The 25,840-nt window shown below is 52.0% G+C and carries 27 protein-coding genes and 3 pseudogenes; 12 read left to right on the forward strand and 18 right to left on the reverse strand.

Annotated elements, in window-relative coordinates; all coding sequences use genetic code 11:
• Window positions 1–118: 118 nt before the first annotated feature.
• The gene (locus SIB74_RS10230; protein ID WP_063396711.1) at window positions 119–1,894 is read left to right on the forward strand and encodes a carbamoyltransferase; all 1,776 of its coding nucleotides are present in this window, start codon (window positions 119–121) and stop codon (window positions 1,892–1,894) included.
• A 512-nt stretch (window positions 1,895–2,406) separates the two neighbouring features.
• Window positions 2,407–3,021: pseudogene (locus SIB74_RS10235) on the forward strand (transposase); the annotation flags it as partial.
• Window positions 3,022–3,300: 279 nt separating this feature from the next.
• Here SIB74_RS10235 and SIB74_RS10240 read toward each other — a convergent pair.
• The 4 genes and pseudogenes from SIB74_RS10240 to SIB74_RS10255 form a co-directional block, all read right to left on the reverse strand.
• Window positions 3,301–4,354 (reverse strand): annotated as a pseudogene (locus SIB74_RS10240) (carbamoyl-phosphate synthase).
• A gap of 148 nt (window positions 4,355–4,502) precedes the next feature.
• Window positions 4,503–5,753, reverse strand: coding sequence for a tryptophan synthase subunit beta (gene trpB, locus SIB74_RS10245; protein ID WP_063396976.1), 1,251 nt, complete (start codon window positions 5,751–5,753; stop codon window positions 4,503–4,505).
• Between the two features lie 103 nt (window positions 5,754–5,856).
• Entirely contained in the window at window positions 5,857–6,255 is a 399-nt protein-coding gene (locus tag SIB74_RS10250) for a hypothetical protein (protein ID WP_074159158.1), read from the reverse strand.
• Between the two features lie 35 nt (window positions 6,256–6,290).
• On the reverse strand, window positions 6,291–6,422 hold the full coding sequence (locus tag SIB74_RS10255) for a hypothetical protein (protein WP_255359823.1): 132 nt from the start codon (window positions 6,420–6,422) through the stop codon (window positions 6,291–6,293).
• Window positions 6,423–6,490: 68 nt separating this feature from the next.
• Between SIB74_RS10255 and SIB74_RS10260 the strand changes: the two genes are divergently transcribed.
• Together SIB74_RS10260 and cysC are read left to right on the forward strand one after the other, a co-directional pair.
• On the forward strand, window positions 6,491–6,832 hold the full coding sequence (locus SIB74_RS10260; protein WP_063396707.1) for a translation initiation factor: 342 nt from the start codon (window positions 6,491–6,493) through the stop codon (window positions 6,830–6,832).
• A 60-nt stretch (window positions 6,833–6,892) separates the two neighbouring features.
• Window positions 6,893–7,543 carry an adenylyl-sulfate kinase gene (cysC, locus tag SIB74_RS10265; RefSeq protein WP_197463321.1) on the forward strand — a complete coding sequence of 217 codons (651 nt, stop codon included), beginning with the start codon at window positions 6,893–6,895 and terminating at the stop codon, window positions 7,541–7,543.
• Here cysC and SIB74_RS10270 read toward each other — a convergent pair.
• From SIB74_RS10270 to purE, 3 genes are all read right to left on the reverse strand, one after another.
• A complete protein-coding gene (locus tag SIB74_RS10270) occupies window positions 7,488–8,558 on the reverse strand; it encodes an AI-2E family transporter (RefSeq protein ID WP_063396705.1) in 1,071 nt (356 codons plus the stop codon). The two genes, cysC and SIB74_RS10270, sit on opposite strands and share 56 nt — an antisense overlap.
• 30 nt (window positions 8,559–8,588) lie before the next feature.
• Complete coding sequence (locus SIB74_RS10275; protein ID WP_063396704.1) at window positions 8,589–9,206, reverse strand: hypothetical protein; 618 nt, start codon at window positions 9,204–9,206, stop codon at window positions 8,589–8,591.
• 76 nt (window positions 9,207–9,282) lie between these two features.
• Window positions 9,283–9,864, reverse strand: a complete 582-nt coding sequence (purE, locus tag SIB74_RS10280; protein ID WP_080502871.1) for a 5-(carboxyamino)imidazole ribonucleotide mutase — start codon at window positions 9,862–9,864, stop codon at window positions 9,283–9,285.
• A gap of 32 nt (window positions 9,865–9,896) precedes the next feature.
• On the opposite strand from purE, the gene SIB74_RS10285 reads away from it, so the two are divergent.
• Both SIB74_RS10285 and bchM read left to right on the forward strand, forming a co-directional pair.
• Window positions 9,897–11,051, forward strand: coding sequence for an N-acetylglucosamine-6-phosphate deacetylase (locus SIB74_RS10285; protein ID WP_063396975.1), 1,155 nt, complete (start codon window positions 9,897–9,899; stop codon window positions 11,049–11,051).
• A 26-nt stretch (window positions 11,052–11,077) separates the two neighbouring features.
• The gene (bchM, locus tag SIB74_RS10290; RefSeq protein WP_063396703.1) at window positions 11,078–11,791 is read left to right on the forward strand and encodes a magnesium protoporphyrin IX methyltransferase; all 714 of its coding nucleotides are present in this window, start codon (window positions 11,078–11,080) and stop codon (window positions 11,789–11,791) included.
• A 55-nt stretch (window positions 11,792–11,846) separates the two neighbouring features.
• On the opposite strand, the gene SIB74_RS10295 is transcribed toward bchM, so the two are convergent.
• The 4 genes from SIB74_RS10295 to SIB74_RS10310 all read right to left on the reverse strand — a co-directional run bounded on the left by SIB74_RS10295 (window position 11,847) and on the right by SIB74_RS10310 (window position 14,820).
• On the reverse strand, window positions 11,847–12,461 hold the full coding sequence (locus SIB74_RS10295; protein ID WP_231906129.1) for a dockerin: 615 nt from the start codon (window positions 12,459–12,461) through the stop codon (window positions 11,847–11,849).
• Window positions 12,462–12,485: 24 nt separating this feature from the next.
• On the reverse strand, window positions 12,486–13,484 hold the full coding sequence (locus tag SIB74_RS10300; RefSeq protein WP_231906128.1) for a pseudouridine synthase: 999 nt from the start codon (window positions 13,482–13,484) through the stop codon (window positions 12,486–12,488).
• A 21-nt stretch (window positions 13,485–13,505) separates the two neighbouring features.
• Window positions 13,506–14,231 (reverse strand): response regulator transcription factor, encoded by a 726-nt coding sequence (locus tag SIB74_RS10305; RefSeq protein ID WP_063396973.1) that lies wholly within the window; start codon window positions 14,229–14,231, stop codon window positions 13,506–13,508.
• Window positions 14,232–14,301: 70 nt separating this feature from the next.
• On the reverse strand, window positions 14,302–14,820 hold the full coding sequence (locus SIB74_RS10310) for a hypothetical protein (RefSeq protein WP_231906127.1): 519 nt from the start codon (window positions 14,818–14,820) through the stop codon (window positions 14,302–14,304).
• On the opposite strand from SIB74_RS10310, the gene SIB74_RS10315 reads away from it, so the two are divergent.
• Window positions 14,819–16,027, forward strand: a complete 1,209-nt coding sequence (locus SIB74_RS10315) for a cysteine desulfurase family protein (protein ID WP_231906126.1) — start codon at window positions 14,819–14,821, stop codon at window positions 16,025–16,027. The genes SIB74_RS10310 and SIB74_RS10315 overlap by 2 nt on opposite strands.
• A gap of 94 nt (window positions 16,028–16,121) precedes the next feature.
• Window positions 16,122–16,907: a hypothetical protein gene (locus SIB74_RS10320; protein WP_063396699.1), complete on the forward strand. Its 786-nt coding sequence runs from the start codon at window positions 16,122–16,124 to the stop codon at window positions 16,905–16,907.
• Here SIB74_RS10320 and SIB74_RS10325 read toward each other — a convergent pair.
• Complete coding sequence (locus SIB74_RS10325; RefSeq protein ID WP_063396698.1) at window positions 16,894–17,430, reverse strand: DUF456 domain-containing protein; 537 nt, start codon at window positions 17,428–17,430, stop codon at window positions 16,894–16,896. The genes SIB74_RS10320 and SIB74_RS10325 overlap by 14 nt on opposite strands.
• Window positions 17,420–18,352: a 16S rRNA (cytosine(1402)-N(4))-methyltransferase RsmH gene (gene rsmH, locus SIB74_RS10330; protein WP_063396697.1), complete on the reverse strand. Its 933-nt coding sequence runs from the start codon at window positions 18,350–18,352 to the stop codon at window positions 17,420–17,422. Before rsmH ends, SIB74_RS10325 begins: the two co-directional genes overlap by 11 nt.
• Before the next feature lie 46 nt (window positions 18,353–18,398).
• Between rsmH and SIB74_RS10335 the strand changes: the two genes are divergently transcribed.
• From SIB74_RS10335 to SIB74_RS10345, 3 genes and pseudogenes are all read left to right on the forward strand, one after another.
• The gene (locus SIB74_RS10335) at window positions 18,399–19,583 is read left to right on the forward strand and encodes an NAD(P)H-quinone oxidoreductase subunit H (protein WP_063396696.1); all 1,185 of its coding nucleotides are present in this window, start codon (window positions 18,399–18,401) and stop codon (window positions 19,581–19,583) included.
• A 143-nt stretch (window positions 19,584–19,726) separates the two neighbouring features.
• A pseudogene (locus tag SIB74_RS10340) lies at window positions 19,727–19,780 on the forward strand (DUF2752 domain-containing protein); the annotation flags it as partial.
• A gap of 20 nt (window positions 19,781–19,800) precedes the next feature.
• Window positions 19,801–20,067: a hypothetical protein gene (locus SIB74_RS10345; RefSeq protein ID WP_063396695.1), complete on the forward strand. Its 267-nt coding sequence runs from the start codon at window positions 19,801–19,803 to the stop codon at window positions 20,065–20,067.
• 339 nt (window positions 20,068–20,406) lie between these two features.
• On the opposite strand, the gene SIB74_RS10350 is transcribed toward SIB74_RS10345, so the two are convergent.
• Complete coding sequence (locus SIB74_RS10350; protein WP_197463320.1) at window positions 20,407–22,425, reverse strand: M10 family metallopeptidase C-terminal domain-containing protein; 2,019 nt, start codon at window positions 22,423–22,425, stop codon at window positions 20,407–20,409.
• A gap of 190 nt (window positions 22,426–22,615) precedes the next feature.
• Entirely contained in the window at window positions 22,616–22,744 is a 129-nt protein-coding gene (locus SIB74_RS10355; RefSeq protein ID WP_413681698.1) for a hypothetical protein, read from the reverse strand.
• On the opposite strand from SIB74_RS10355, the gene SIB74_RS10360 reads away from it, so the two are divergent.
• A complete protein-coding gene (locus tag SIB74_RS10360) occupies window positions 22,743–23,198 on the forward strand; it encodes an acyl-CoA thioesterase (RefSeq protein ID WP_063396693.1) in 456 nt (151 codons plus the stop codon). The two genes, SIB74_RS10355 and SIB74_RS10360, sit on opposite strands and share 2 nt — an antisense overlap.
• Window positions 23,199–23,354: 156 nt before the next feature.
• Here SIB74_RS10360 and SIB74_RS10365 read toward each other — a convergent pair whose 3' ends face one another.
• Genes SIB74_RS10365 through SIB74_RS10375 form a run of 3 tightly spaced genes read right to left on the reverse strand, consistent with a single transcriptional unit; the run spans window position 23,355 to window position 25,836 of the window.
• Window positions 23,355–23,633, reverse strand: a complete 279-nt coding sequence (locus tag SIB74_RS10365) for a TM2 domain-containing protein (protein ID WP_063396692.1) — start codon at window positions 23,631–23,633, stop codon at window positions 23,355–23,357.
• Window positions 23,634–23,635: 2 nt separating this feature from the next.
• Complete coding sequence (locus SIB74_RS10370) at window positions 23,636–24,871, reverse strand: AMP-binding protein (protein WP_063396691.1); 1,236 nt, start codon at window positions 24,869–24,871, stop codon at window positions 23,636–23,638.
• On the reverse strand, window positions 24,868–25,836 hold the full coding sequence (locus SIB74_RS10375; RefSeq protein ID WP_063396972.1) for an o-succinylbenzoate synthase: 969 nt from the start codon (window positions 25,834–25,836) through the stop codon (window positions 24,868–24,870). Before SIB74_RS10375 ends, SIB74_RS10370 begins: the two co-directional genes overlap by 4 nt.
• Between the last annotated feature and the right edge of the window lie 4 nt (window positions 25,837–25,840).

Consider the following 25,840-nt stretch of genomic DNA (forward strand, 5'->3'; position numbering starts at 1 on the left):
CCATCCTTTTTGTAATGCATTTCTTTAGACTTGGGAATCAGAATAATATAGTCAAAAGAAATCGTATTGTGAACACTGATTCGTCTGTCTTCAAGGATGGATATCAATATCCAATGGTATGAGTAATATCAAGCGCGCTCTACTTGGTATCTCATATGGGTTTCATGACTCTGCTGCTGCACTAGTAGGACATGATGGAAGAATTCATTTTGCTTCCTCTGAAGAACGATTCACCAGAACTAAGGGTGACCGAAGCTGGCCGCAAAACGCTATCAATAATATCATTGAATACGCTGAACATAACTCAATTCAAGTTAGCGGCTTATGTTACTATGAAGATCCTCTAAAAAGGCTCAGTTGGTCTATACGTAACTCCGTAGCATCTTCCTCTACTCTAAAAGAGAAACTTAAACGGATACTAAAATTCTCTCAGAATTACATTGATACAACTAATCAACTGCTGTCATTTATTGAATCCCTATCCCTTTCGCCTTCGCAGCTCTATATATCAGATCATCATATAAGTCACGCTGCCTCAGCCTTTGCTTTTAGCCCAAAACAATCAGGCCTAGTATTGATCCTTGACGCCTTTGGTCAAGATAAGTCCGGCTTTATAGGTTCCTTTGAGAATAATGGAACTCTTTCAATTCTAAAGTCTTTTTCAGTATGCCAGTCAGTAGGCCTTTTCTATTCAGCTATAACCTCAATATGTGGGTTCAAAATATTAAGTGGTGAATACAAGCTTATGGGCCTTGCCCCTTATGGAAAGCCACACTTTTATGAGAAGTTAAAAGAAATCTTTGGTCAGCCAACAAATACAGATTTTTCTACTTCCATTCTTGACCCTTTCGATACAAACCTTGTCTCGAAATCCCTTCTAGACGAACTTGGACTCCCATTACGTGTGCCAGAAAGTAATATTGAGCAACAATATCTTGATCTAGCGGCCTCTGCTCAAAAATATCTTGAGAAACTTGTAGTTAATATATTAAAAGCCTACATCAATAGACTGCCTTCCTCAAGTGAAAAAAATATAAGCATGGGTGGAGGTGTAGCCCTGAATTGTAAGCTAACCTCAGTACTTGAGACTGAATTTACTGACTATAGCTTCTCAATTTGTCCAGCAGCAGGTGATGCAGGCTCAGCAGTTGGAGCATGCTATGCATATTTAATAGAGTATCATCAAGCCTCACTAGTTACCAACAAAACAGCGTATCTAGGCCTAAATAATAGTGCTCTCTGTACAAGAAAATTCCTTAATACGATAGGCTTCAAGCCATCATCAACAAGCCCCTGTTCTCCTAATGATTTTTCTGATCTCCTAATAGAAGGCAAAGTTGGTGCGATTTACCGTGGATCTGCAGAATTTGGACCTAGAGCGCTTGGCAATCGATCTATTCTTGCCAACCCTTCGGATCCACATGCAATATCCTTTATCAACACTCACATAAAATCTAGAGAAGACTTTCGGCCACTTGCTCCAATTACAACCATAGATATACAAGAAAAACTATTTCAGGAAACAACTTCAAATCAGCTTTTACAGTACATGTTGACTCTAATCAAGATACCTAATGATGTATCTAATCTAATTCCTTCGGCAGTTCATATTGATGGCACAGCTCGCCTTCAAGTAATTACACGAGAGCAGAATACCTTCTTATATGAAGTAATCACTGATTTTTATTCAAGGACTGGCATCCCTGCTCTTATTAATACAAGTTTAAACCAACGCGGTGAGCCCATTGTAAATACACTTCAAGATGCACTGGAATGCTTTTGCTCTACACATCTAGATTTCATCTGTGCAGATTCCTTTATTATTAAAAGATCTGATCAGCCAAAGTATACTATCTCTGCCTACACCCGCAATTCATCATTTCCCCTAGACTAAGCTTACATAACATCTACCAGCCATCAATGAATACTTTAGATGGTCTTTATTGTTCACCGCAATAGGGCATCACGCTTAGGTGCAATAGCAGGCAAAAAGCTTTAGCCACTTCCAATCACTACCACCATCGGCTCTCGTCCTGAATAAGAGGCAGATCAACTCCTGTCAGCTTGGTCTTATTTTACGTCTTAGAGAGAGTTCATATCGCTCTGTATGAACAGTCCGGAGGTACTGGGAGAGGCTGCTTCAGCCTTGAGCTGTTTCAATTTTGCTCTGTGGTGACTGTCATCTAGAGACAGGGTGGCTAAAGAAGCCCATGGTCTAATAGTTCATCTCTTTAGCTTGGGGCAATGTGAAACAGCTCCATGGCCGAGGGTTTTCAAGGTAAAAGCAATCCCATGCGGTTGACATCGGGGCCGTCTGGGATGTGGCTAAGGCACTCTGCAAAACGGGTGTTCGCGTGACCCTTATGGATGGAAGGCGGATCCAACCGGCAGCCAGCCCCTCACCACGCCAACCACTTGCACTTGCTGCTGCGTCCTGATGATGCAAGTGAGCTGCCGAGATTGATGCATTGGATTGCGTGGACTTCAGCGATGGCACTTAATCATCTTTCTGGTCGTTGCGGACATTTTTGGGAGGCGAGGTATTACGCCACAGCGTTTGCTCCGAAAGATCACAGGCGAGCACTGAATACGTTGCGGTATATCCACGCCAATCCAAAGGCTGCAGGAATCAGAAAAGGTTTTTATGACCCCTATTCCAACTATGGCCACTACAGCAGGTTGCAAACGGACGTCATGAGCCAATGGCATCCAAGCTTTCTGCAACTGGCATCAATCCTTAAAGGTTGCTCCAAACGATATGCATGGTTTTGTCAGCGCTATCGCCACAAAAGCAAAAGCGGGCCCAGATGCCACTGGGGCCCAAGGATGCTGAAACGACTGGTTGAGAAAGGCCGAGGTAGCCAAAGCAAGAAGAACCTGGTCTCACCAGGACAGCAGAAATTACCGTTTGCCTTTGACATCAGACTCAATCAAATCCCAGAGGAGTGGCAGCAAGTTGCGGTGAAATTTAGAAGAGCGAATGGCATCCGCGATGGTGATACGAGAATGCTGCTTTCATGAATTATTTTCGCGCACTAATAGATAGAGCAAATAAATATATTTGCCAGAGGAATTAAGTGAAAAGGGAGCGTTCAGTATGCTTAGGTTTTAATGCAACTTAGGCGTTAAAGATATTCTATCAAGCTAGCTAGTCCTGTACTCAGATGGTGCCAGGTATTGAACAGTTAATTAGCTGCTTTTATGGGCATTTTGATGGAACGTTAATCCCAGATGGACCAGTGCTCAATGGGGTTCCCAGCCGCCAGGAGTTGCGTGTTTCGCGCCAGGGTTACAATGTTCCTACACGGATCCAGATGCAGATGCTTTTTGTAAGAAGACGGCGAAATAAGACGAAATGGGTACAGATGCTATTTTTTGGCCATTGCGCGGATCAAATATCTTGCACTTTTTCGTATCTGCTTCATCATGAACGCGGATATTTCTGTTTTTAACGCTTTCAGATAACGCTTGAATGGTTGGCTTTTGCCATGCTTTTTTCTTCGTTTCTGCAGCTGTACTATTGCTACCAAACCGATACTCAATGTTGCCTGAAACTCTCGTTTCAAATGCTTCGTCATAGGAAACATTGATGCCAGCCGTTAAACCATCAGCGATCTGATAATCCAGCTCGACTTGCACGCCCGAACCATCAGCATCATCCAGATCACCTTGCTGGTAGTAATAACCAACAGATGCATTGAGTTCAGGGGTGATGAAATAACCAACATCCAGGCCATAGGTATCAAGCGCCCCGCCGAGATAACGCACATTGAGACGCTGCTCTGTATCACCAACAGGAATTAAGGCATAGGCATTGAAGTTCCAGGTATCAGAGACTGCTTCTATCTAAACCTGCTGCGATCTGCTGAAAGAAAGCACTTTCCTTGTCGTAGAGGGTGACACCTGAATCCGCATTACCTGTATTCATCGGCCGGCTGTCATAGCCAGCATTCACTCCAACCATCCAAGAGCGATCACCATTGAGCCAGCGGTAACCAAGTCTTGATGAGGTGCTGATGGTGGTGCCAGCGACATCGGTATTAACGATGCTGCTTTCTCCATAATGATCACCAAAATTGGCATTGGCTAAGGCATCAATAAAGAAGACGCTGTTCTCACCAACAACAATCGGCAGAAACGCGCCAATACCTGCCTGGTTAGGAGTTCCAGCTCCTTGTAGTGCACCTGGAAAGCCCCAGTTGAAATGAACAGCGTCTTTGAGGTTGATCTCCATCACCCCCAGATCTGCTGCGCTGCCATCGTCTTGAGCAGCAACTGGCTGAATCGGAGGACTCGCTAAGGCCAGAGCAGCAGCACCAGTCAGCGATAAGGAGAGGCGAATCGAACGCTGCACTTGGATTGACTAAATGCTCAGCTCATAGTGCTTTGAATACTGTGTTGCAGAGTCGACCTTGAGTCAGTCGTTGGGTGGGCAACGAAACATCTGCAGCAGCTCATCACCAGCCAGCAGCGAGTGCCTTAAGACTGCCAGCGGCCATCACTCAAAGCTGATGACCAAGTTTCTCTGCCACGGTGTTGACATCCTTATCGCCTCGACCAGAGCAATTGATCACCACTTCTGTTCCAGCGGCGAGAGTGGGGCAAAGCATCTCTAACCAAGCAAAGGCATGGGCCGTCTCCAGGGCAGGAATAATTCCCTCTAGTTCACTCACCAGGCGCAGAGCATCCAAAGCCTGCTGATCGGTAACCGCGGCATACTCCGCTCGACCAATCTCACACAAGTAGCTGTGTTCTGGACCAACTCCCGGGTAGTCGAGGCCGGCACTAATCGAATGGGCCTCTTGCACCTGACCTTCCTCATCCTGAAGCAACAAACTCATCGCTCCATGCAAGACGCCTACTCGACCTTCGGTGATTGTTGCCGCATGACGACCAGTTTCAACACCATCACCAGCGGCTTCAACTCCAATCATGCGCACAGAGCGGTCCTGCACGAAGGGATGAAACAAACCCATGGCATTGGACCCTCCACCAACGCATGCCAAAAGGACATCAGGCAAGCGACCGAAAGCCTCAGCACACTGCTGCCTGGCCTCCTGACCGATCACGGCATGAAAGTCCCGAACAAGCATCGGATAGGGATGGGGACCAGCCACCGAACCAAGGATGTAATGGGTGCTCTCCACATTGGTGACCCAATCACGAATCGCCTCACTAGTCGCGTCCTTAAGCGTGGCCGTGCCTGCGGTGACAGGCTGCACTGTGGCTCCAAGCAGACGCATGCGGAACACATTCAACGCCTGACGGCGCATGTCCTCAGCGCCCATGTAGACGACACACTCAAGGCCAAAACGAGCGCACACCGTGGCAGTCGCCACACCGTGTTGACCCGCACCTGTTTCGGCAATGATCCGCTTTTTACCCATGCGTAACGCCAACAGAGCCTGACCCAAAGCGTTATTGATCTTGTGAGCGCCTGTGTGATTGAGATCCTCACGCTTCAGCCAGATCCTGGGGCCTCCGTCTGAACGGCGGTAATGAGCCGTGAGTCGCTCAGCCTCATAGAGCGGCGTCGCCCGGCCCACATAACGACGCAGCAACCGGTCCAACTCAGCGATGAAGGCAGGATCTTTCCATGCCTGCGCAGCTGCTTGCTCCAGTTCAGCCAAGGCAGGCATCAAGGTTTCGGGCACGTACTGGCCCCCATATCTGCCGAAACGCCCCTGGGCAGAAGGTCGCGCACTCACAGCAAGGTCCGCATCTTTGGGCTGAGAGGGCAGAGTGCTGGTCACCGGTACGCCAGGCAAGAACGACACCAGCCTAGGAATCGAAAGAATCACCCCAAGCAGCAGTGATTGATTTCGTTCAGAGCCGCAAAGTTAGAGGGAGTTTTTACTAGCCAAATAAACGGCGCCAAACGCACGAGGTATTGAGGATTGCCAGCAAGGCAACTCCTGCATCAGCAAAGACAGGCGACCAAAGAGTCGCCGCACCAAAGGAAGCAAAGGCGATGAACAGCCCCTTCACGCTCAGCGCCATAGCGATGTTTTGCCAAAAAATCCCCCTGCTGTGCTTGCCGAGATCAATCGCCTTGGCGAGCTGAGAAGGGGCATCGGTCGTGATCACCACATCAATGGTTTCAATGGCGGCATCAGAGCCGAGTGCTCCCATCGCCATGCCTACATCAGCGCGAAAGCCATCGAAACCAAGCTGATGGGCAATGATTTCAGCCACTGGATGGCTATCGCCTGTGAGCATGGAAACGTTAATTCCACGCTTATGGAGAGCGCTCACCGCATTAACAGCATCCGGCTTGATGGCATCTGCAATCAGGATGCAACCGCTGCAATTGGAATCAGCTCTCTACTCAAGGTGAATTCATTCGCGTTAGCGCTGCAATCGTTGTTGCAGCAACCATCCAGCAGAGCATCACCAGCAGCCATCGGATCGCGGAGTTGCATCTGATCACCTCGAAGATGGCATGCAAAAACACCAACCCCCGTACATTCACAACATTGGCGATCAGACAATGCCCCGAGGTGGCTGGCAGGAATTCACAGGCCCAGGTGGTTTTTCAGGGCAATCCAGCGCGCTGAAACGCCCCGATGTCAGCCAAGCAAATCCCAAGGAGCAGCAAGCTGTGCGGGTGCAACGCACACGCGGAGGCAAGCGTGGCAAAACAGTGACCCAGATCACTGGGCTGGCACTCACCGCTACAGAAGCCAAGGCTTTGCTCAAGCGCCTTAAGGCCCGCGCTGGCACAGGCGGAACAGTCAAAGACGATCTACTCGAGCTACAGGGCGACCAGGTGACCCTGGTGATGGACTTCCTGCAAAGCGAGGGCTTCCGTCCCAAACAAGCTGGTGGCTGAAAGGAGCTGACAGATCAGCTAGGCGGAATGGAGAATGGCAGCCCAATCAAAATCAAGACCATGAGCTCTGCCCCGCAAGGAGATACAAACCCCAAGGGCACGAACATTGTCTGGCATGAAGCCTCCGTAGACCGTCAATCGCGAGCACAACAACGCGGCCACCGCAGTGCAATCCTCTGGTTCACTGGCCTATCCGGTTCTGGCAAAAGCACCCTTGCTAACGCAGTGAATGCGGCACTGTTTGAGCAAGGTCTTGCCACCTATGTATTAGATGGCGACAACATTCGCCATAGCCTTTGCAAAGACCTCGGATTCTCCGACTCAGATCGAGAGGAGAACATTCGCCGCATCGGCGAAGTTGCGAAGCTCTTCCTCGATGCCGGTGTCATCGTGCTCACCGCTTTCGTCTCCCCCTTTCGAGCTGACCGTGACAAAGCCCGCAAGCTTGTGGATGTTGATGATTTCATCGAAATCCACTGTGCAGCGGACCTAAGCATTTGCGAAGAGCGAGACACCAAAGGGCTCTACGCCAAAGCCAGGGCCGGCGAAATCAAAGATTTCACCGGTATTTCCAGCCCCTATGAAGACCCTGCATCACCCGAACTAAAAATCAATACCGGTGAGCAAAGTCTGGACAGTTGCGTTGAGATCGTGCTCAAGACTCTGCTGGATCGAAAGGTAATTCCCGCCACGCATCAACCAGTGTCTTAATACAACTCGCCACGGGAACGGCCAGCAATAACCCCAAGAGCTGCCCAAAACCAAATAATGCTCCTGTTCTGGCACCAATCGGCAGAGCAATGAGCAACCAAGCAGGCTGCAAGCCAACGATGCTTCCCATCAGGCGCGGTTGGATCACTTGATCCACAATCTGACCAACAGCGATCGCAGCGGCCAGAATCTCTAGACCCATGCGGGGGTCCTGTAAGGCGAGCAGTGCACTAACACCAACAATCGTGAGCGCACTGGCGTAAGGGATCAAAGTCGTAAAACCAATTAAGACCGCAAATAACACTCCAAAGGGAATATCTAGCAGCGTAAAAACAGCAATTTGGCCGCCGCTGAGAATCAGTGCAAGCAAGACTTGCCCGGCAAAATAACCACGGAATGTACCCGTGATCGTATCGACCACAAGCTCCCTCCATTGATCCGGCAGCCAACGAGCCAGCCCAGCAGTAATTGGATCGCCCCCCAGCAAAAGAAACACTGCCAAGACAAGCACCAACAACGTGTTGATGGTGATGCCAAGAGTGGCTCCAAGAATGCCGAGTAATTGCTGACTCAACTGAGTCGCCACGCCGCTCAGTCGTGTCAATAGATCACTACTGAAGTCTCCGAATTCACTTGGCAATCCCCGACCCGAAGCCCATTCCTGCAGCCGTGTAACCCAACCTTCTGCAGCCACAAGCCAGCCGGGTAATTCATTGATCAACTGGCCAAGCTGATCAATCAGACGGGGCACCAAAGCAACGCCCGCCAACACCAACAAGCCCACCGTCAAAACTGCCACCACACCGATGGCCAGCCAACGGGGCAACCCCAGACGCTGATTAATCCAGCGACTGGGAATATCTAGCAAAAATGCAATGAGCGCTGCCGTGACAAACAGCCCAGGGAACGGAGCTAAAGGCAGTAGTAACTGACGCAGCACCCAAAGATTGAGGGCGAACAGAGGTAAAACCAGACTGAGCCGCAACCAGATAGGGAATACCAATGGCCCAAGCATCAGAGAACTCTCATTGAGATCCTCAGCAGATCAGTCGCTGGCGCAAAGCTTGGCTCCTCGTAAAGAAGCCTGCCACCAGAAGGCAAGCCAGCAGGCAATCCCAACAAACTTAAAGCCCTCTTCAAACAACTGCACCGTGGCGTAGTCAATGGGTAAAGACTCCTGGAAACGATCACTCAACACCGAGAGACCCAAAAGCAAGGCCGCCGCCAGGAAAGCCACACCATCAGCCTGGAGCACAAGCTGACGAAAGCGCAACAAAATAATCACGGCAAGAACGGCATAGAGGATGTAGTAAGAGCCCTCGTGCCCTAAAACGTGGCGATCATGCAGCAAGAAGAGATCGTCGAGGCAAAGCGTGGTGGAGAAGATTCCTCCTACGAGCAGCAGCTGACGCCAACCACGCTGAACAACCAATCCCGAGAAACAAGCAAAAAAACTAATCGCCGCAGCCGCAGCCCAAAGCAGAATGCCCAAATTGGAAAGCATGCCCACACCAATTGGGTACTTACAGGTCTGCATCAGGTCACGCAAAACCAAGCCGGGCTCAATGCCAGCGGCAACCGCAAGGGCGAGGACGACGACATAAACGATCAGAGCCGGAACAACGGCAAAAGCCAGAAGGCGGGCCACTGGATGACTGAGCATCAAACCTCAATACGCAATGATCAAGCCGGGACCATACCCATGGCTTCATCGGAGTTGATCAGTTCCAACAGGACCGTCACATCTGCCCCAAATAAGCCTCACTGCCAAGCTCCAACAAGCGAGCATCCTTGGCTACCACAGCATCGTGAAGATCCTGGCGGTAGGCCCTCAACCGCTCTGCAAGCTGTGGATCACAGATCGCCAGGATCTGAGCCGCCAGCAAGCCAGCATTAAGCCCTCCACCAATCGCCACTGTTGCCACAGGGATTCCCCCAGGCATCTGCACAATCGAATGCAGGGAATCCACCCCGGAAAGAGCCCTGCTCTGCACAGGTACTCCAATCACTGGCAGCGTGGTCAGTGACGCCACCATGCCCGGCAAATGAGCAGCACCGCCGGCACCTGCCACGATCACCTTCAAACCTCTCTGATGAGCCTCCTTTGCAAAGGCCACCATCTCAAGGGGCGTACGGTGCGCGGAAAGCACACGCACCTCCACCTTCACACCGAACTCCTCTAAGACGGTGACAGCCGGTTGCAGGGTTGGTAAATCGGAATCACTACCCATCACCACAGCCACCTGCGGCGGCGATTCAGCAGCTGCCAAAGGCACAGGCAGAGAAGCAGAGGTCACGATGAATAATGACGACAATGCCATGGTCCCGCACTAGCACCACCTGGCCACCTCCCATGCATCGGATCACCCACATCCGCCTGCCCAAACCTCTAAATGCCATAGACACCAAGCTGTGGTGGATGGCCGTAGATGAGCACGAGCGGGTGCTCAGTGTTCAACCCATGGCAGATGGCTCTGCCATGGACGGGGAGAGCTGGCAGGGCGACTGGATCAGCCCCATGGGCATCGATCTACAAATCAATGGAGGGCTGGGATTGGCCTTCCCCGAGCTCACCGCCAAAGACATTCCCCAGCTCCTGAAGCTGCTCGACAGACTCTGGCAAGACGGTGTACAGGCAATCTGCCCCACGCTTGTGAGCTGCGGCGTAGCAGCCCTGCGTCAATCTTTAACGGTGCTGCATGCAGCCCGAGAACAACACTGCCCGCAACGCTGTGAACTACTAGGTGCCCACCTTGAAGGCCCTTTTCTGGCAATGGCACGCCACGGCGCCCATCCCCTGGAGCATCTCTGTGCTCCGAGCCTAAGGGCACTGGATGAACGCATTCGCGGCTTTGAACAAGACATCAGTCTGATGACCCTGGCTCCAGAACTGCCCGGATCCTCTGAAGTGATTGAACGACTAAGGACCCTAGACATCGTGGTATGCCTAGGGCACTCGAACGCAGATGGGGAAGCCTCTGCCGATGCCTTCTCCCAGGGAGTGGGAATGCTGACCCACTCCTTCAATGCCATGCCCGGTCTTCATCATCGTGCAGCTGGCCCGGTGGGGGAAGCCTGCATGCATGGAGAGATCGCTATGGGACTGATCGCCGATGGCGTTCATGTTGACCCCGCCATGGCGGTGCTATTGCAAAGACTGGCACCACAACAGCTGGTACTTGTGAGCGATAGTCTCGCTCCCTACGGCCTCAAAGATGGCAAGTATCGCTGGGATGAAAGAGTTCTGCTGGTCGAAAAAGGAACCTGTCGTCTGGGAGATGGCACTCTGGCAGGAGTCACACTGCCCCTCCTGGAAGGGAGTCGACGTTTAGCCACTTGGAGTGGTGAACCTGCCGCGGCCATCTGGGCTGCCACCATGGCCCCTCGTCAGGTGATGGGCAATCGCCGCACACTGGATGAGCTACTTGTGAATCAGCCCTTAACAGACTTACTCCGCTGGCAGTGGAAACCGGATACTGAAGAGCTGATCTGGAAGCATGCTGCTTAAGATCCCGATCGTCTGAACCCAACTCAATGGCCATGGAACAGCGCCAAGAGCTCAAACAGGCCGAAAAAACTGAAGTAGCCAACTACTTCAACGGAACAGGATTTGATCGCTGGAATCGCATCTACAGCGAAAGTGATGATGTCAATAAAGTGCAGCGCAACATCCGCATCGGCCATCAAAAAACGGTGGATGATGTGCTCGCCTGGCTTCAGGAACGCGGTGATCTGAGTGCCATGAGTTTCTGCGACGCCGGCTGCGGGGTAGGAAGCCTCAGCCTTCCTCTGGCCGCAATGGGGGCTGGATCGATTGCCGCAAGTGACATTTCCGCCGCCATGGTGGCCGAAACCAAACGCCGCGCTGCAGATGCGCAGCTGGATCTAAGCCGACTAACCTTCACCACCTCCGACCTCGAAAGCCTGCAGGGTTGCTTTCACACCGTGATCTGCCTGGATGTCTTCATCCACTACCCCCAACAGGCAGCTGAAGAGATGGTCCGTCACCTATGCGGACTCACACAAGAAAGTTTGCTAGTGAGCTTTGCCCCTTACACCCCTCTACTAGCGGTACTCAAACGCATTGGCCAGCTGTTCCCAGGACCTAGCAAAACAACTCGCGCGTATACCCTTCGCGAAGACGGCATCATCAAAGCCGCAAGGGGCTGCGGATTCGAACCCATCCGCAGCAAACTCAATCAGGCTCCATTCTACTTTTCACGACTAATTGAGTTCAAGAAAATTTGAAATCACAGTCAAATCTCCTCGCAAAAGCAATAAGGAAAGACAATATCTACTAAACTCAATCAAGCTTGAATTGGCTGAACAAGTTAATATCAACTGCGACTGCATCTCCAGGCTTGACAAATGCGGTACCCACCAGCCCAGTATAAGAACCACCCTCGCCAATAACTGAAAGCCTATCGCTCTCAGGAAAGATATTGGCAAGAACAAGATCAATAGAACCGGATTGATTAATAGCTTTCCACTTGCTAGCGCTTAAACCAAGAGAACCCAGGCCTCGCAACTGAAGATTCCCTTTCTTCAACCTAAAAGTTCCCTGAAAATGGGTCACAAAAGTCTGCTGCCGATCATGCCCCAAAGCCTGCCTCATCACAATCTGCTCAACAGCATAAAAGGTTGATTGCGACTGAGCACAAGCAGCATCCTCAGAAACATTAAAAACATAGGTCATATGATCTCCAACTGAAATTTGTCCGTCCTGGTTTGCATCAGAGAAAAACGTAGACTTTATTTTGCAGACTAATAATTGCAGGTCCAATCTTCCAGGCTGCAACACTTCATGCTGGCGCACAGAATTCAAAGAGCAACCGGCAATTCCCATCAAAGAGCATGCAATCAGCAACCCACGCTTCAACATCAACAAGTCACGAGCTCTTGGGGATTCAACGATCACCCTAACTGGTGAAATAGGCGCCGCTCATCTTTCCGTCTTCATCTGGAGGCGCCGCGGCGAGCAGGCTGTGAAGCCATGCAGACGGTTGCGGTAAGGCACATCCAGAAGCCTGTGAGCATGAAGACAATAACCACCATCACCTGGTGTTGCTGCTGATGAAATCTGCCCATCAAAGCCGTAGAGAGGGTCGCCAATCAAAGGCGAACCAATCGCTGCCAGATGGATTCGGATTTGATGCGGACGCCCAGTTTGAATTGCTACCTCCAGTAAATCTGCATCCTGACGTCGCTCCAGCAATCGCACAGTTGATAAGGCTGTAAGAACACGAGATTCAGACTGCTTTGAATCATGTTGCCGGGATGAATCAGCAGCAACCCAAACCTTGCCCACCATGGGGTGAGCCGTCTGCACAATCGGGACCCTGATCGTGGCAACCTCATCGCAATGGACATTCAGATTGCGGTGCGCCAAAGCGCGATAAATCTTCTTGCAACCTTGATCACCAGCAGTGGCACGACGAAACATCGCTGAGAGTTTCGCTCGAGTCTCCCTTTGCCTAGCGCAGATCAACAGTCCCGATGTGAACCGTCCCAGGCGATGCACCGGCCTTGGCAGCCGAGACTCCCCATCCAGCTGACAACGACGTTGCAGCAGCCCCGTCAGCGTGTGATCAAGGAACCCCCCACCTGGGATCACCGGCAACCCTGAAGGCTTATTGACGACCAGCAGATCGCCATCATCAAAAATCACCTCCCAGCTCGCCGGAACAGCAGCTTCCAGCCATGGAGGGCGCTGCCAACACACCTGATCACCTGAGGCGAGCAGCTGATCCAATCGCACCAGCTCGCCATTCAGCCGAATCTGCCCAGCCTGCAAACGCTGTTGCCATACATCGCGACTCGAGTGGATGTAATAGACCGCAAGCAACTCCACCAACCCTCGACCAGCATCCACAGCAGCAATGCGTTGGCTGTAGGTCCAGCCATCGTTGAAGCTGGCTGAGAGCCAATCCGCATCAGACACGCCATTGCAGCCTGCCAATGGTCATGTCACCAACTGGTTTTCCAAGGCATAACGAACCAACTCAGTGCGACTTGATGTGCCCGTTTTGATGAACAGACGACTCACGTACTTCTCAACATTGCGAATTGATGTCTCCAACTGCCGAGCGATCTCCTTATTCATCAACCCCTCAGCCACCAATTGCAGAACACTCGCCTCCCGCGGCGTGAAATTGTGAAGCGCTACTTCCTTGGATGAACTGCCATCACCATGGGCAAGCATGGAGCGAATCTCTGTGATCTGGCGGGCCATCTGACCCACATCAGTATCCGCGAAACGAGCTGCTTCCCGAAGAAGACGATCTTGCCGACGAACCACGTTGCGGACACGAGCCACCAACTCCTCAGGGTCAAAGGGTTTAGGGATGTAGTCATCCACCCCAGCCAGATACCCCTCGGTGCGATCGGCCGTCATCCCCTTAGCAGTGAGAAAAATCACAGGAGTGCCACCCAAGCGCTCGTCCTCCCGCATGCGCTTAAGCAGTCCATAGCCATCACAACGCGGCATCATCACATCGCTGATGACCAAATCAGGCAGCATCTCTTGAGCCTTCTGCCAGCCATCGTCTCCATCGACAGCAGTGGTGACCTCAAATCCTTCATCCTCCAGATAAGCCTGCACCGCAGTGCGCAGTCCGGGTTCATCATCAACCAGTAGTAACCGCGGAGACGGGGCAGCCTCCACATTCTGGGGAAGGGTCTCACTCATGGGCCAACAGGATTGCAAGCTGCAAAAATCTAGAAGCGATCGCCCCAACAGTCCTGAAGCGATAGGGACCTCAACGGACTGGTCCTACCAATACTTCTTGGGATTCAACTAACACGGTTGAATAACCGAGTGATAGAGCCTTATCTTTCAGATTGGTTGGATCTGTGCCGCCCAGCTCTGGGACACAAGCCGCCCACCACACAAGATGGTCCTCCCGATTCGCTGGGTTAACAATCCCCCCTGGATTAAGACGGCGCACATACACCGCTCTGCTATCTCGGGTGATCCGTAGAGGCTCTTCGGAGCTGCAGCTCACTGACTCCGTGTGAACGTTGAGGTCATATGACCACTCCTGCCAAAGTTTGAAGCGGCGCAGATCCTGATCAAACTTGTCCGTCTTGAGCGCATACATCCCCAAGAGATAGTCGCCACCAACATCAGGGCGCTTGATTAACACCACCAAATTGGCAGGCCGACTCTTCTTCATCTGCTCAATAACCTCCTGAGGCTCAATAGCCTGTGAAGGGCGGAGGCATAACAAAAACAAGGCCGTGAGGCTCAGACCAACGATCCTGAAAGAACGACGCATGCGCGACAGAGCAACGGAACTTTCCACCATGCTGCCAAGCCTTTCCAGTGGATCCCTAAAACAATCCCCCCTTTGCTTGGATTATCAGGCAACCACACCCTGTGCTGCCGAGGTTGTAAAGGCCATGGCCGCCTACTGGAGCGAGGACTGGGGAAATGCTTCAAGCCGCCAACATCGCTCTGGATTGAAGGCCGCAGCCGCAGTGAGCCTCGCTCGAGAGCAACTGGCCTGCCATCTGCGCGTCACACCGCAACGCGTGATCTTTACGAGCGGTGCCACAGAAGCGAATAACCTGGCGCTACTCGGCCATGCCAGGGCAAGAGCAGAACAACGCGGAGCACCAGGCCACCTGATCACGCTGGTTACTGAACACCATGCCGTACTCGATCCGCTGCGCCAACTGCAAAAGGAAGGTTTCCGACTAACGGAACTACAGCCACGGGCGGATGGTCTGCTGCGACCGGAGCAACTGGCTGAGGCATTTGAAAACGACACGCTGCTCGTGAGCGTGATGGTCGCCAACAATGAAACGGGCGTCATCCAACCCCTAGCAGAGCTGTCAGAGCTTTGCCGGAAACGTGATGTGGTTCTGCATAGCGATGCCGCGCAAGCCTTTGGTCACGTCCATCTCGATCCAAATGCTCTCGGGCTCGATCTGCTCAGCATCAGCGGCCACAAGCTTTACGGCCCTAAAGGGATCGGCGCACTCGTCGTACGTCCTGAAGTGCCAATCAACCCCTTGCAATGGGGTGGAGGCCAAGAGCAGGGCCTAAGGCCTGGGACACTACCCGTGCCATTAATTGTGGGCCTCGCTAAAGCCGTAGAGCTAGCCATGGAGGACATCAAGAGCCGCCAAGACAAGCTCTGCACGCTACGCAATCAACTCTGGAATGGTTTACGAGGACGCCTCCCCGATCTCATCCTCAATGGATCGCTAGAGCACAGGCTGCCTCACAATCTCAACATCACAATTCCAGGAGTGCGCGGCAGCAGCCTGCATCAACAATTGCGACCGCTCATTGCTTGCAGCAGCGGCTCTGCCTGCAGCCAAGGAGCCCCATCCCATGTGCTGATGGCCTTAGGTCGCACATCAGCTGAGGCGGAAGCCTCGCTTCGACTGAGCTTGGGTCGCAACACCTCAACCGAAGAGATCACCCAGGCTGTGGAGTCGATTAGCACTGTCGTGACCGACCTGAGAGCTGGATAGCAACAACTGCCTCACAATCGATGTCGCAGTTTCAAAAAATCCTGAGCAAAACTTTTACTGCGGCTAGTTTTTAACAACATCTGTGTATTAGACGGTGGCAACTACTCCAACCGGCTCCAGCCTTCAGGTGCTCAAAGCCGTCGAGGACGGCTGGAACGCCTTCTGTAAAGCTCCCTGGAGTTTTTTGCTTTTCCAAATCCTGGTGGGGGTGGTCACGCTCCCCTTCATCGGCATCGCGGTACTTGGTGGTGCACGCATCGCCGCTGTCAAAGAAGTTGCAGGATTAAATACTGGAGGTCTACATCCAGTCCTGGGTTATCTACTGCTGGTCGTTGGCCTGATCGGTTACATCATTGTGGTGCTATGGGGAATTGTGGGACTAATCCGAGGCGCTTGGACAGCACTCGATGGTCAAAAGCCTGACTTCGCCGTCTTTACACGTTGGGATCAAAGCTCCAGCTGGCGGCTACTGGGCTCATTGATTCTTTATATCGTCGTGATCGCTGTTGCCTCAGTGATTGCCTACCTGATAGGCCTGGGGCTAGGCCAGATCAATCAAGCCCTAATCGTGATTCCAAGCATTGCCCTAGCAATCTTTGCCATCTGGTTCCTGGTCACCCAACAGTTCCTCGTTCAAAACAGCCTGCTTGGCAGCAAGAACTCAGCCAATGCATTGAGTTCTGGTATCGATGTGATCAACCCTTCCTGGTGGATCGTGCTCTGGCTGCTGATCGTGGAGGCTGTGATCCATGCCATCGCCGCCACCTTCCACTATGGAGGCCTCTTCGTGATGGTTCCTGCCATGGTTTGCATCTCAACTGCGGCCTACCGTCAGTTGTTCGGCAGCACAGACAACACTGGCCTGCTTAAACCCAACTGAGCAGCAAAAAACCAGCGATGCCGAGTAGCGCCAAAACGAATTGGGCTACTCGGCTCACCAATAAGCCAGCAACCACTGCAAGCCCTACCAGAGCACCACGACGAGCTGCAAGCAACCATCCAAGTGCTAACGGAGGTTGACTCGCCGTCAACGTTTCCACCAAAGCAGCACCCAGCCAAGGTCCAAAGAGAGCCCCTAGCAATGGGCCTCCAAAAGGCAAAGCCGGCAACAGACCCACCAAGCCAAACAGCAGCCCCAATCCAGCACCCAAAACTGCCCAGCGGCTTGCTCTTAAACGAGCAGAAGCAAGAGCTACCGCTAACAGATCAGCGATAAGGCCAAGTAAAAAAACCATGCAGGCCAAACCAAGGCTGAGCCAACCTGCACTCCAGCCCACATGCCAAACCCATAACCCAGCACCGAGTGGCAACCACAACAAACTCGGTAGCACCGGCAACAATGCTCCAGGCAGAGCTAACAGTTGCACTCCAAAAGCCCACCACCAGATTGGATCAGAGGGCATCGGCAGTCATCGCTTGAGGCAAACGGCGAGCGAACCGACACTTTGCACTACGGCTGCGTGGATTGGCAGCGATCTCCATCTCGCTGGCCACCAAAGGCTTGCGGGTTAGCCGCTCCAGGCGCTGATCACGCAAGAAAGCGGTCTTGACGCGACGGTCTTCAAGGGAATGAAAGCTGATCACTGCGAGCAAACCACCTGGTACTAACCAGTCAGGGGCCTTTTGCAAGAAGCGATCTAAGGCATCCAATTCATCATTCACAGCAATGCGCAGGGCCTGAAAAGTGCGGGTGGCTGGATGGATACGACCACGACGGGCCTTAGGCGGATAGCAACCAGCCACCGCATAAGCCAAAGCGGCGGTGCCGGCATAGGGTCCTTGCTCTGCCAGATCGTGCTTAATGCGCCGGGCGATGCGACGGGACAAGCGCTCCTCGCCATAGGCATAGATGAGATCTGCCAGTTCGGTTTCTTCAAGACGCCCAATCAGCTCAGCCGCCGTTTCGCCCACCTGGGGGTTCATGCGCATGTCGAGCGGACCGTCGAGGCGAAAGCTAAAACCCCTTGTCGCCACATCCAGCTGGGGACTGCTCACTCCCAAATCAGCCATCACCACCACTGCCGGCTCAGCAGGGCTGAAATCGACAAAATTAGTCGCCACGATCGTGACGCGATCTCCAAATAGCGCCAGTCGCTCAGCCGCCGCCGCACGAGCCGTGGGGTCTTGGTCCAAACCAATCAGACGGAGATCTGGATGACGTTCCAGCAACAGAGCACTGTGGCCGCCGCCGCCCAGGGTGGCATCAATCATCAACCCGCCATCGAGCAGCTGTGCAGGCAAAGCAGCGACAGGCTGCGACACGGCATCTGCCAGTACGGACAGATGCTTGAAACCTGAATCCGAGTTAATGGACGAATCGGGCATGGGTTCCTTCCTAAGATCCCGCTAACGCTCTGCAACTCAAGGCCCCATGTCGCAGCTGGAAACGCGTACGGAGCCAATGGTCGTCAACTTCGGCCCCCATCATCCCTCGATGCATGGAGTGCTGAGGCTGGTGGTCACCCTCGACGGTGAAGACGTCGTGGACTGCGAACCGGTGATCGGTTATCTCCATCGGGGCATGGAAAAAATTGCCGAAAACCGCACGAGTGTGATGTTCGTGCCCTATGTGAGCCGCATGGACTATGCAGCCGGAATGTTCTACGAGGCAATCGTCGTTAACGCTCCGGAGCGCTTGGCCAACATCTCTGTGCCGAAGCGAGCCAGCTACATCCGCGTGGTGATGCTCGAGCTCAATCGCATTGCCAACCACCTGCTCTGGCTTGGCCCCTTCCTCGCAGATGTGGGTGCCCAAACACCCTTTTTCTATATCTTCCGAGAAAGAGAAATGATCTACGACCTGTGGGAAGCAGCCACAGGGCAACGATTGATCAACAACAACTATTTCCGCATCGGTGGTGTTGCCTGTGATTTGCCCTGGGGTTGGCTGGAGAAATGCCAAGACTTCTGCGACTGGTTTGGTCCCAAGATCGATGAGTACGAAAAACTAATTACCAACAACCCAATCTTCCGTCGCCGCATCGAAGGTTTAGGCGCCATTGGACGAGATGAGGCGATCAACTGGAGCCTTTCAGGGCCGATGTTGCGGGCCTCAGGCGTGCCATGGGATCTACGCAAAGTGGATCACTACGAGTGCTATGACGACTTCGATTGGGATGTCGCCTGGGAGAAAGAAGGCGATTGCTATGCGCGCTATCGCGTTCGGATCGAAGAAATGCGCCAATCGCTGAAGATCCTGCGCCAGGCCTGCGAGATGATCCCAGGCGGACCAACAGAAAACCTCGAAGCTCAGCGGATGGCGGAGGGTAAGACAAGCCCCTTGATGGAATTTGACTATCAATACGTCGCCAAGAAAGTTGCACCCACCTTCAAGATCCCTAATGGTGAGCTTTACACCAGGCTTGAGTCAGGCAAGGGAGAAATTGGCGTCTTCCTACAGGGCAACAATGACGTCACACCATGGCGTTTCAAAATCCGCGCTGCTGACCTCAATAACCTGCAAATCCTTCCCCATATCCTCAAGGGAGCGAAAGTCGCAGACATCATGGCGATCCTTGGCTCCATCGACGTGATCATGGGTTCTGTGGATCGCTAAGGCACAAGGCACTGAACCGTTTTCTGCGACGGATCCAACGGGCTGGTTATCTACTGCCTGCAACCCTCACTGGCTCCCTGTGGATCAAGGGTCTGCATCCATCGCTACCAGGCTGGCCCTGCCCACTCAGAGCTCTCAGCGGCATTCCCTGCCCAACCTGCTTCCTTACTAGGGCCACGACTGAAGCACTGCATGGAGATCTCAGCAGCTCAATGCAATGGCATGCTTTTGGGCCAGTGGTGGCCGCAATCTTGATCAGCTGGTCGGTGCTGGCAATCCAGCAGCGCCGATTGATGCCCTTTGCTATCCACACTTGGCATTTAATCGCGGCAGCCGTTGCGTTGATCAGCTACTGGCTGGTGAGACTTGGCTTGAACTTTGGCCTAGGAATGCAAGCATTCCCTGTGTACTGAGGAATCCACAAAGAGCAAAAGGCAAGAAAAGTTTTGAGCTGATGCGGAGCCTTTTACTGAGATCGAAATAGATACTGACTAGTTCATTCTTGTCCAAATTAGCCAAGCTGCTATCACCAATCCATTAAGCCCTAATGCCAGGCCAATGGTGATATACGCGAAGACATTACCTGCTGCATTCTTCTCCCCGTTGAGATTGACTCTCATGATCAGATATGAGGGCTAACATGTAGTCAATCACATCAGCAGCTAGCAGAGTGACTAAATGAAATCACAAGCAATCAATAGAACAACGAGATCAAGCCTTGCAAGCCCAATGCAAGAGGTTGTACTTGAGATGATTTAAAGAATCTTTCTGAGCTGACCAGCACTATTGCTTTGCCGCAGTGCTGGTCAGCTCAAGGCTATGATTAAATGAATTGGGTCCAATGAAGCGCCAAGAGCAAATAATCACTCGAGAAACTCTGCACACCTGCAAGCTCTATCTCCATATCGCTGTGTTGATCTTTATCTGTATTGAGCTGTAAAATACCTGCATCAAACCTCACCTCTCCTGGAGATCCGCTGAACTCAGCCGAACCAATAAATTTAATCGCAGTCTGAATATTCGAGAGATCAATACGATCTCCCTCCTCGCCATTGAAGTCTGTAATCACATCACGTTTCCCGCCTGGTCGAGAATCATCCACACTATTAAACTGAAAGGTGTCTGCACCCTCACCACCAACCAAAAAATCACTTCCCGAACCGCCAATCAATATATCGTCAAACATGAGGCCCATCAGAGTCTGGCTACCATTCCCTGCCGTTAAAGTATCTTCCACATCATTAGATCCTTCAATAACTTCTGCGTCCCAACTATTGGGTACTTTCTGATCTATCCATGACATCGGCAAAAAGGGTGCTTCATAGATTGAAAGGGTGACAGATTCAGGATCATCAGGATTAATCTCCTTGGCTGCCGCATTAAGGAAGTCAATAAACTTGCTGTAGTCCAGAGCACTCAAGCCATCAAAAGTGCCTCCAAAGCTATTCAGGTCTTTCATCGAATCGACTGTTGTACCCGGCTTACTAATATTTTGATCAAGCTCTTTAATCGCCTTCGCGATCAAACTGTCAGCAGGGACACCTTGGATATCTTGGAGACGATTAGTTGTGCCAACCCTGGCTTGATTGGTACTTGAAAGGTTCTCGATAGAGAATAACGGAACACCACCTTGAGGCGTATCAGTATCACCATTTCTTTTTGTTAAATCTAAAGGTTGATAATAAATCTCGTCTAAATGTGGAGGGCCCCAACCCTTCGTATCTGGATGAAGCCTTGAAGGTGCCCCCCCAGAAGGGTAATCGTGGTCAGAGAACATCCCAGCCAGCAGCTCTGGGAACTCGCGAAAATAACGATACGGTGTATCAACATTATGAGGTGCTAAAACATGCACTGACTTATTATCAAGATCAGGAATTGCAAACCAATTCAAGCTGGTTCCTCCACCCTTGATTCGGCCATTCGGATAATCATTATCAATATGCCCTTGAATGATCTTGCCGGGGCTATCACCGAGAGCTTCTGTCATAGTGTCTGTAGACAAGAATTGATGCAAGCGAGTATCTCTATCGACGCTAAAATCCATCGCAAAGTCAAACTCATTTGGCTCATATTCCAACTCACCAAACCAGTAATTTTCTGCAAAGGCTTCCATAGACCCACCGCTCGACTCAGCCCAAGCTTCGGTTCGATAATTAACAAAGCCATAGTTATAATGGCCAGTAAATCCTTGTTGACTAGCGTCTTGATCAGTGAATCTTACACTTTCTGGCATATATCGATTCCATAGCCACTTCGTGTAGCCAATTCCAACTGGCTGGCCATTCACTCCCCCATATGGCGTGTCATCTTGATAGGCACCACCACCCTCATGATCAAATTCCATATGAGTAATCTTCTTTGCACCGGCAGCATTGTTGATTGCTTGGATGAGTTCAAAACTTTGGCGCATATTATCCTTCGGACGACCAGCTGTTCCATCGCCAATACTTGCATTGCCAGCTGTATTGCTTGGATCGCTTTTCCAGGGATCCGTAGGATTCACAGTGGTTACAACACCAGCTTCAACCTCACTAGGCAGCTTATCCAACCAATAAGTAACAATCCAAGGAGTGATCTCACCTGTCCCTTTATCTTTTCTCATGCCCGAAGGCGGATTTGGGTTTAAATAGTTATACGTTCCATTACCAGCTGCGTCATCCGTATAATCGTTGATATGAAAATACGAGGTCTTGATCTTACTATTGTTCACGAAATTGAGCAGGTTATTGCAATAGTCTTCAAAGGTCTTCTCGTCAACATTATACCAAGGGAAGCCAAAATTAGTCAGTGAAAGCTTCGGTAAAATTGCTGTTGCTTGAGTGGTATCAGTCGAGATCGGCATTTGCAGAATTGTGTTCTTTGCAGGTTTTAGCCTTATGAGCCTTTCTTTGCAGTATTTGTTACATCTCATTCATTAATACTCTTCAGGACTACCTCTATGATTAAAAGTTTTGGAATGATCAAGTAAGACCTAAATTCGCACGAGTTCTTATTAGCAGATTCAAGACCAATTCATTACCAAAGAGGCTTCCCTACGCGAAGGAACCAACAACACTCAAACTGTTAGATCCGCTACCCATAAAATCTGTCTCCAACACCCCATCACAATCCAAATCAAAACCATTGTGGTGGTCTTGCCTAGCAACCACAATCACAGTCATGAATCCAGAAAAATGGTTATTGCTGCGCCGCGTGGTGCGTTTTGGCGATACTGATGCCGCCGGCGTGATGCATTTCCATCAGCTATTCCGCTGGTGTCATGAGTCATGGGAAGAAAGCCTTGAAAGCTACGGACTAAACCCGGCAGACATCTTTCCTGGCAGCCGCAAGTCTGAAGTCACACCGGAAGTGGCCTTGCCGATCATCCATTGTCAAGCAGATTTCCGCAGGCCGATCCACACCGGAGACGCATTGGCTATGGAGCTACGCCCAGAGCGACTGAATCCAAACAGCTTCCAAGTTCACTTCGAATTCCGCTGCGAAGAGCAAATCGCTGCCCACGCTCTCATCCGCCATCTAGCGATCAACGCCCAGACACGTCATCGCTGTGCACTACCAGAAGGCATTGATCGCTGGCTGGAGGCTTCCGGTGTGGGGAAGATTGGCTCAATCTGACCCACGCCAACGCCCCCAACTGCAGCGGTAAAAAACTTGCCATCAATGCAAAAGGATGAAAGGCATCCTGTGGCATAGACGCGAAGATACTACAACTCATCAGAGCAGATCCTGCAAGCATCAGCCGTGGCAATGTGCGCATCAAAGGAACACCCATCAGAACCACTCCTTTTCACCATCAAGATAAATCTCTTTAAATTCTTTTGGTGTTTGTGTTAAATAAATAATGCCCTCAATTAAACCTATAACCTGCATGACTGCATATGCAATCCCACATGTAATTGAGCCGCCCGCAAGCGAAACCACCAACATGATAATAGCCGGGTTATTCTTACCTAAGACGAATTTATGAATACCTAAAGCTCCAAGAAAGATCCCTAGCAAACCCGCGGCTAATTTCTTATTGCTGAGCTCATTATCAGAAAGACTTGTCATAGTCAAAACTCTGTACTTTCCGCTTCTAGCAACCGCAACCATTGCTGCCAATGGCCCCGTTGCCATTTTCCATTCGCCATCGGAGCAAGTATTGGGCAAAGCCGCCAATGCATCGGCCGATCGGCAGGAGACCAATCGGCACTGAGATCGCGTAGTTGCTTGATCAAATCCTCTCCATTCGCCCCAGCAGCAGGACGCACAAGCGCCACCAAGCGTTGACCCCATTCCCTGTCTTCAACGGCAAGCAGCAACACAGCCTCCAGAGGCAAACCAAGTGCCGCCGCTTGTAAACGGCACTCCAACTGTTCAGGGAACACCGTTTCACCACCAGAGTGAATCGCCCCATCCAAGCGGCCAGCGATGCTGAGCCGAAGCTGGTTGCTCTCAGTTGTCAAACAACCAGCATCTCCAGAGGTCCACCAGCCTTGCTGATCTCGAACATCCTCCAAGCCCTCACCCAACCAGCGCGCCAACGCCAACCGCGCTGTTCGCACTTGCAAAGCGCCTGCTTGCGTCAACTGCAGCTCCACATCTTCAAGCGGTGATCCACAGCCCGTCGCACCCGCTAGGAAATCCTCAGGAGCAAGCGCTGTCACCATCGCCGCCGTCTCAGTCGCTCCATAGCAGGGTGCCAAGCGCAACCCTTCGGCCCGTGCCGCTTTCATCAGCACTGGCGAAAGCACTGCTCCACCAACCCAAATCACAGCACAAGCTTTCAACACACGTACACCAGCGTTATGCGTCAACAACCGCTGCAGTTGTGTTGGTACCAAAGAGATCAAGATCTGTTGCTCTCCCCATCCCGGCAACGACCCACACAACTGCTCTAAAGCGTCTGGATCCCTCATCAAACCAGGCTGTAGCCATGCATGCCCAACTCGCCAACAACGACTACGCCACCAAGACATCAAGCCACTAACGTGATGCAACGGCAAAGGATTAAGCAACATGCATTGCTGGGGGTCGTAACCCTGCTGATGGAGCCATTGACCTGTGGCCAAAGCTGATAAGTCGAGATGGCTACAAGGCTGCAAACAGTGCTGCTGTCCGCCGGAGGTGCCTCCACTTGCGACCACCACACCAGGACCATCAGGCAAAAGAGCCCTAGGGATCAAACCGCTAGTTCCAACGGGCGGCAGCAGTTGCACCCAATCGCCTTGCTCCAAGGCCTGAGCGAGCTGCAAGGCCCTGTGCTCAGCCTGAGCGGGATTGCAACGCAGGGCAACCAACTCCCTCATGCCGCCGCCCAGACCACTTCGGGATCAGCGCTAAATAAAGGTCCATCAGGGCACCAACCCGGGGCCAGGCCAGGAGCCACTGGTGTAGGGCCCTGATGCTGCAAAGCAGCGAGATGGTGGAGCCAACGCCGACCAATACCGGTTTCAAAGGCCGTGCTCAACATCCGATAGCCCACACCCTCCTGCAGCACCCTCAGCAGAGGTCTTGGATCACCGTCTAAGAGCGGACGCCGCACCTGCCAACCAGACCATGACTCTCGCAGTGATGGCTCAAACACAAGCGACTCATCAAGAGCCACAGGAACCTGTTGAGCCAAAGCTCTTAACCCCTCAAGATCACTAGCAGGCAAAGGTTGTTCCAACCATTCCAGCCTCGGATCCTGCAGACATCGCTCCACCCACCAGCTGACCACACTGCGATCCCAACCGCCATTGCCATCAAGCCTGAAGCGCGCATGGTCTGGCAGCCGCTCCAACAATTGCAACAAGAGGTGCCGCTCCAGTGCATCTGGAGCAACCGCCACCTTCCACTTCACGGTGAATGGATCAGCGGCTGAGGGATCCATCTCAAGCATGGAATCCAAAGCCTTCAAAAGAGCCTGCCCCGCCGGCAACAACACAGCCGAGGCAGGCGCCGCAAGCCAACCGCCTGTTGCCACAGACCCCACGAGGCCATCCAATTCCGCCAAAGCTGCACCCACGCCAAAAGCCAAAGGCGCAGGCCAAAACGCCATTCCATCCTCCAACTCCAAACGCGTTGGTGCCAAGCGCAGCTTGACCAAACAATTTCCGCAGGCCTTTAAACCAGCCGCATCCATCGGAGACACCTCCCCCCAACCACAACGACCAGCGGAATCCTCCAATCTCAGCAACCAACCCTGCCGTTCTTCAACAACCCCCTGAGCCGTCTGCAACACCCGACTCAAACGAAATGAAAACGGTTTGCACTGAAACTTGAGAGCCATCAAC

Origin of the sequence: Prochlorococcus sp. MIT 1306 (genome assembly GCF_047304515.1) — a bacterium.
Lineage (GTDB): Bacteria > Cyanobacteriota > Cyanobacteriia > PCC-6307 > Cyanobiaceae > Prochlorococcus > Prochlorococcus marinus_D.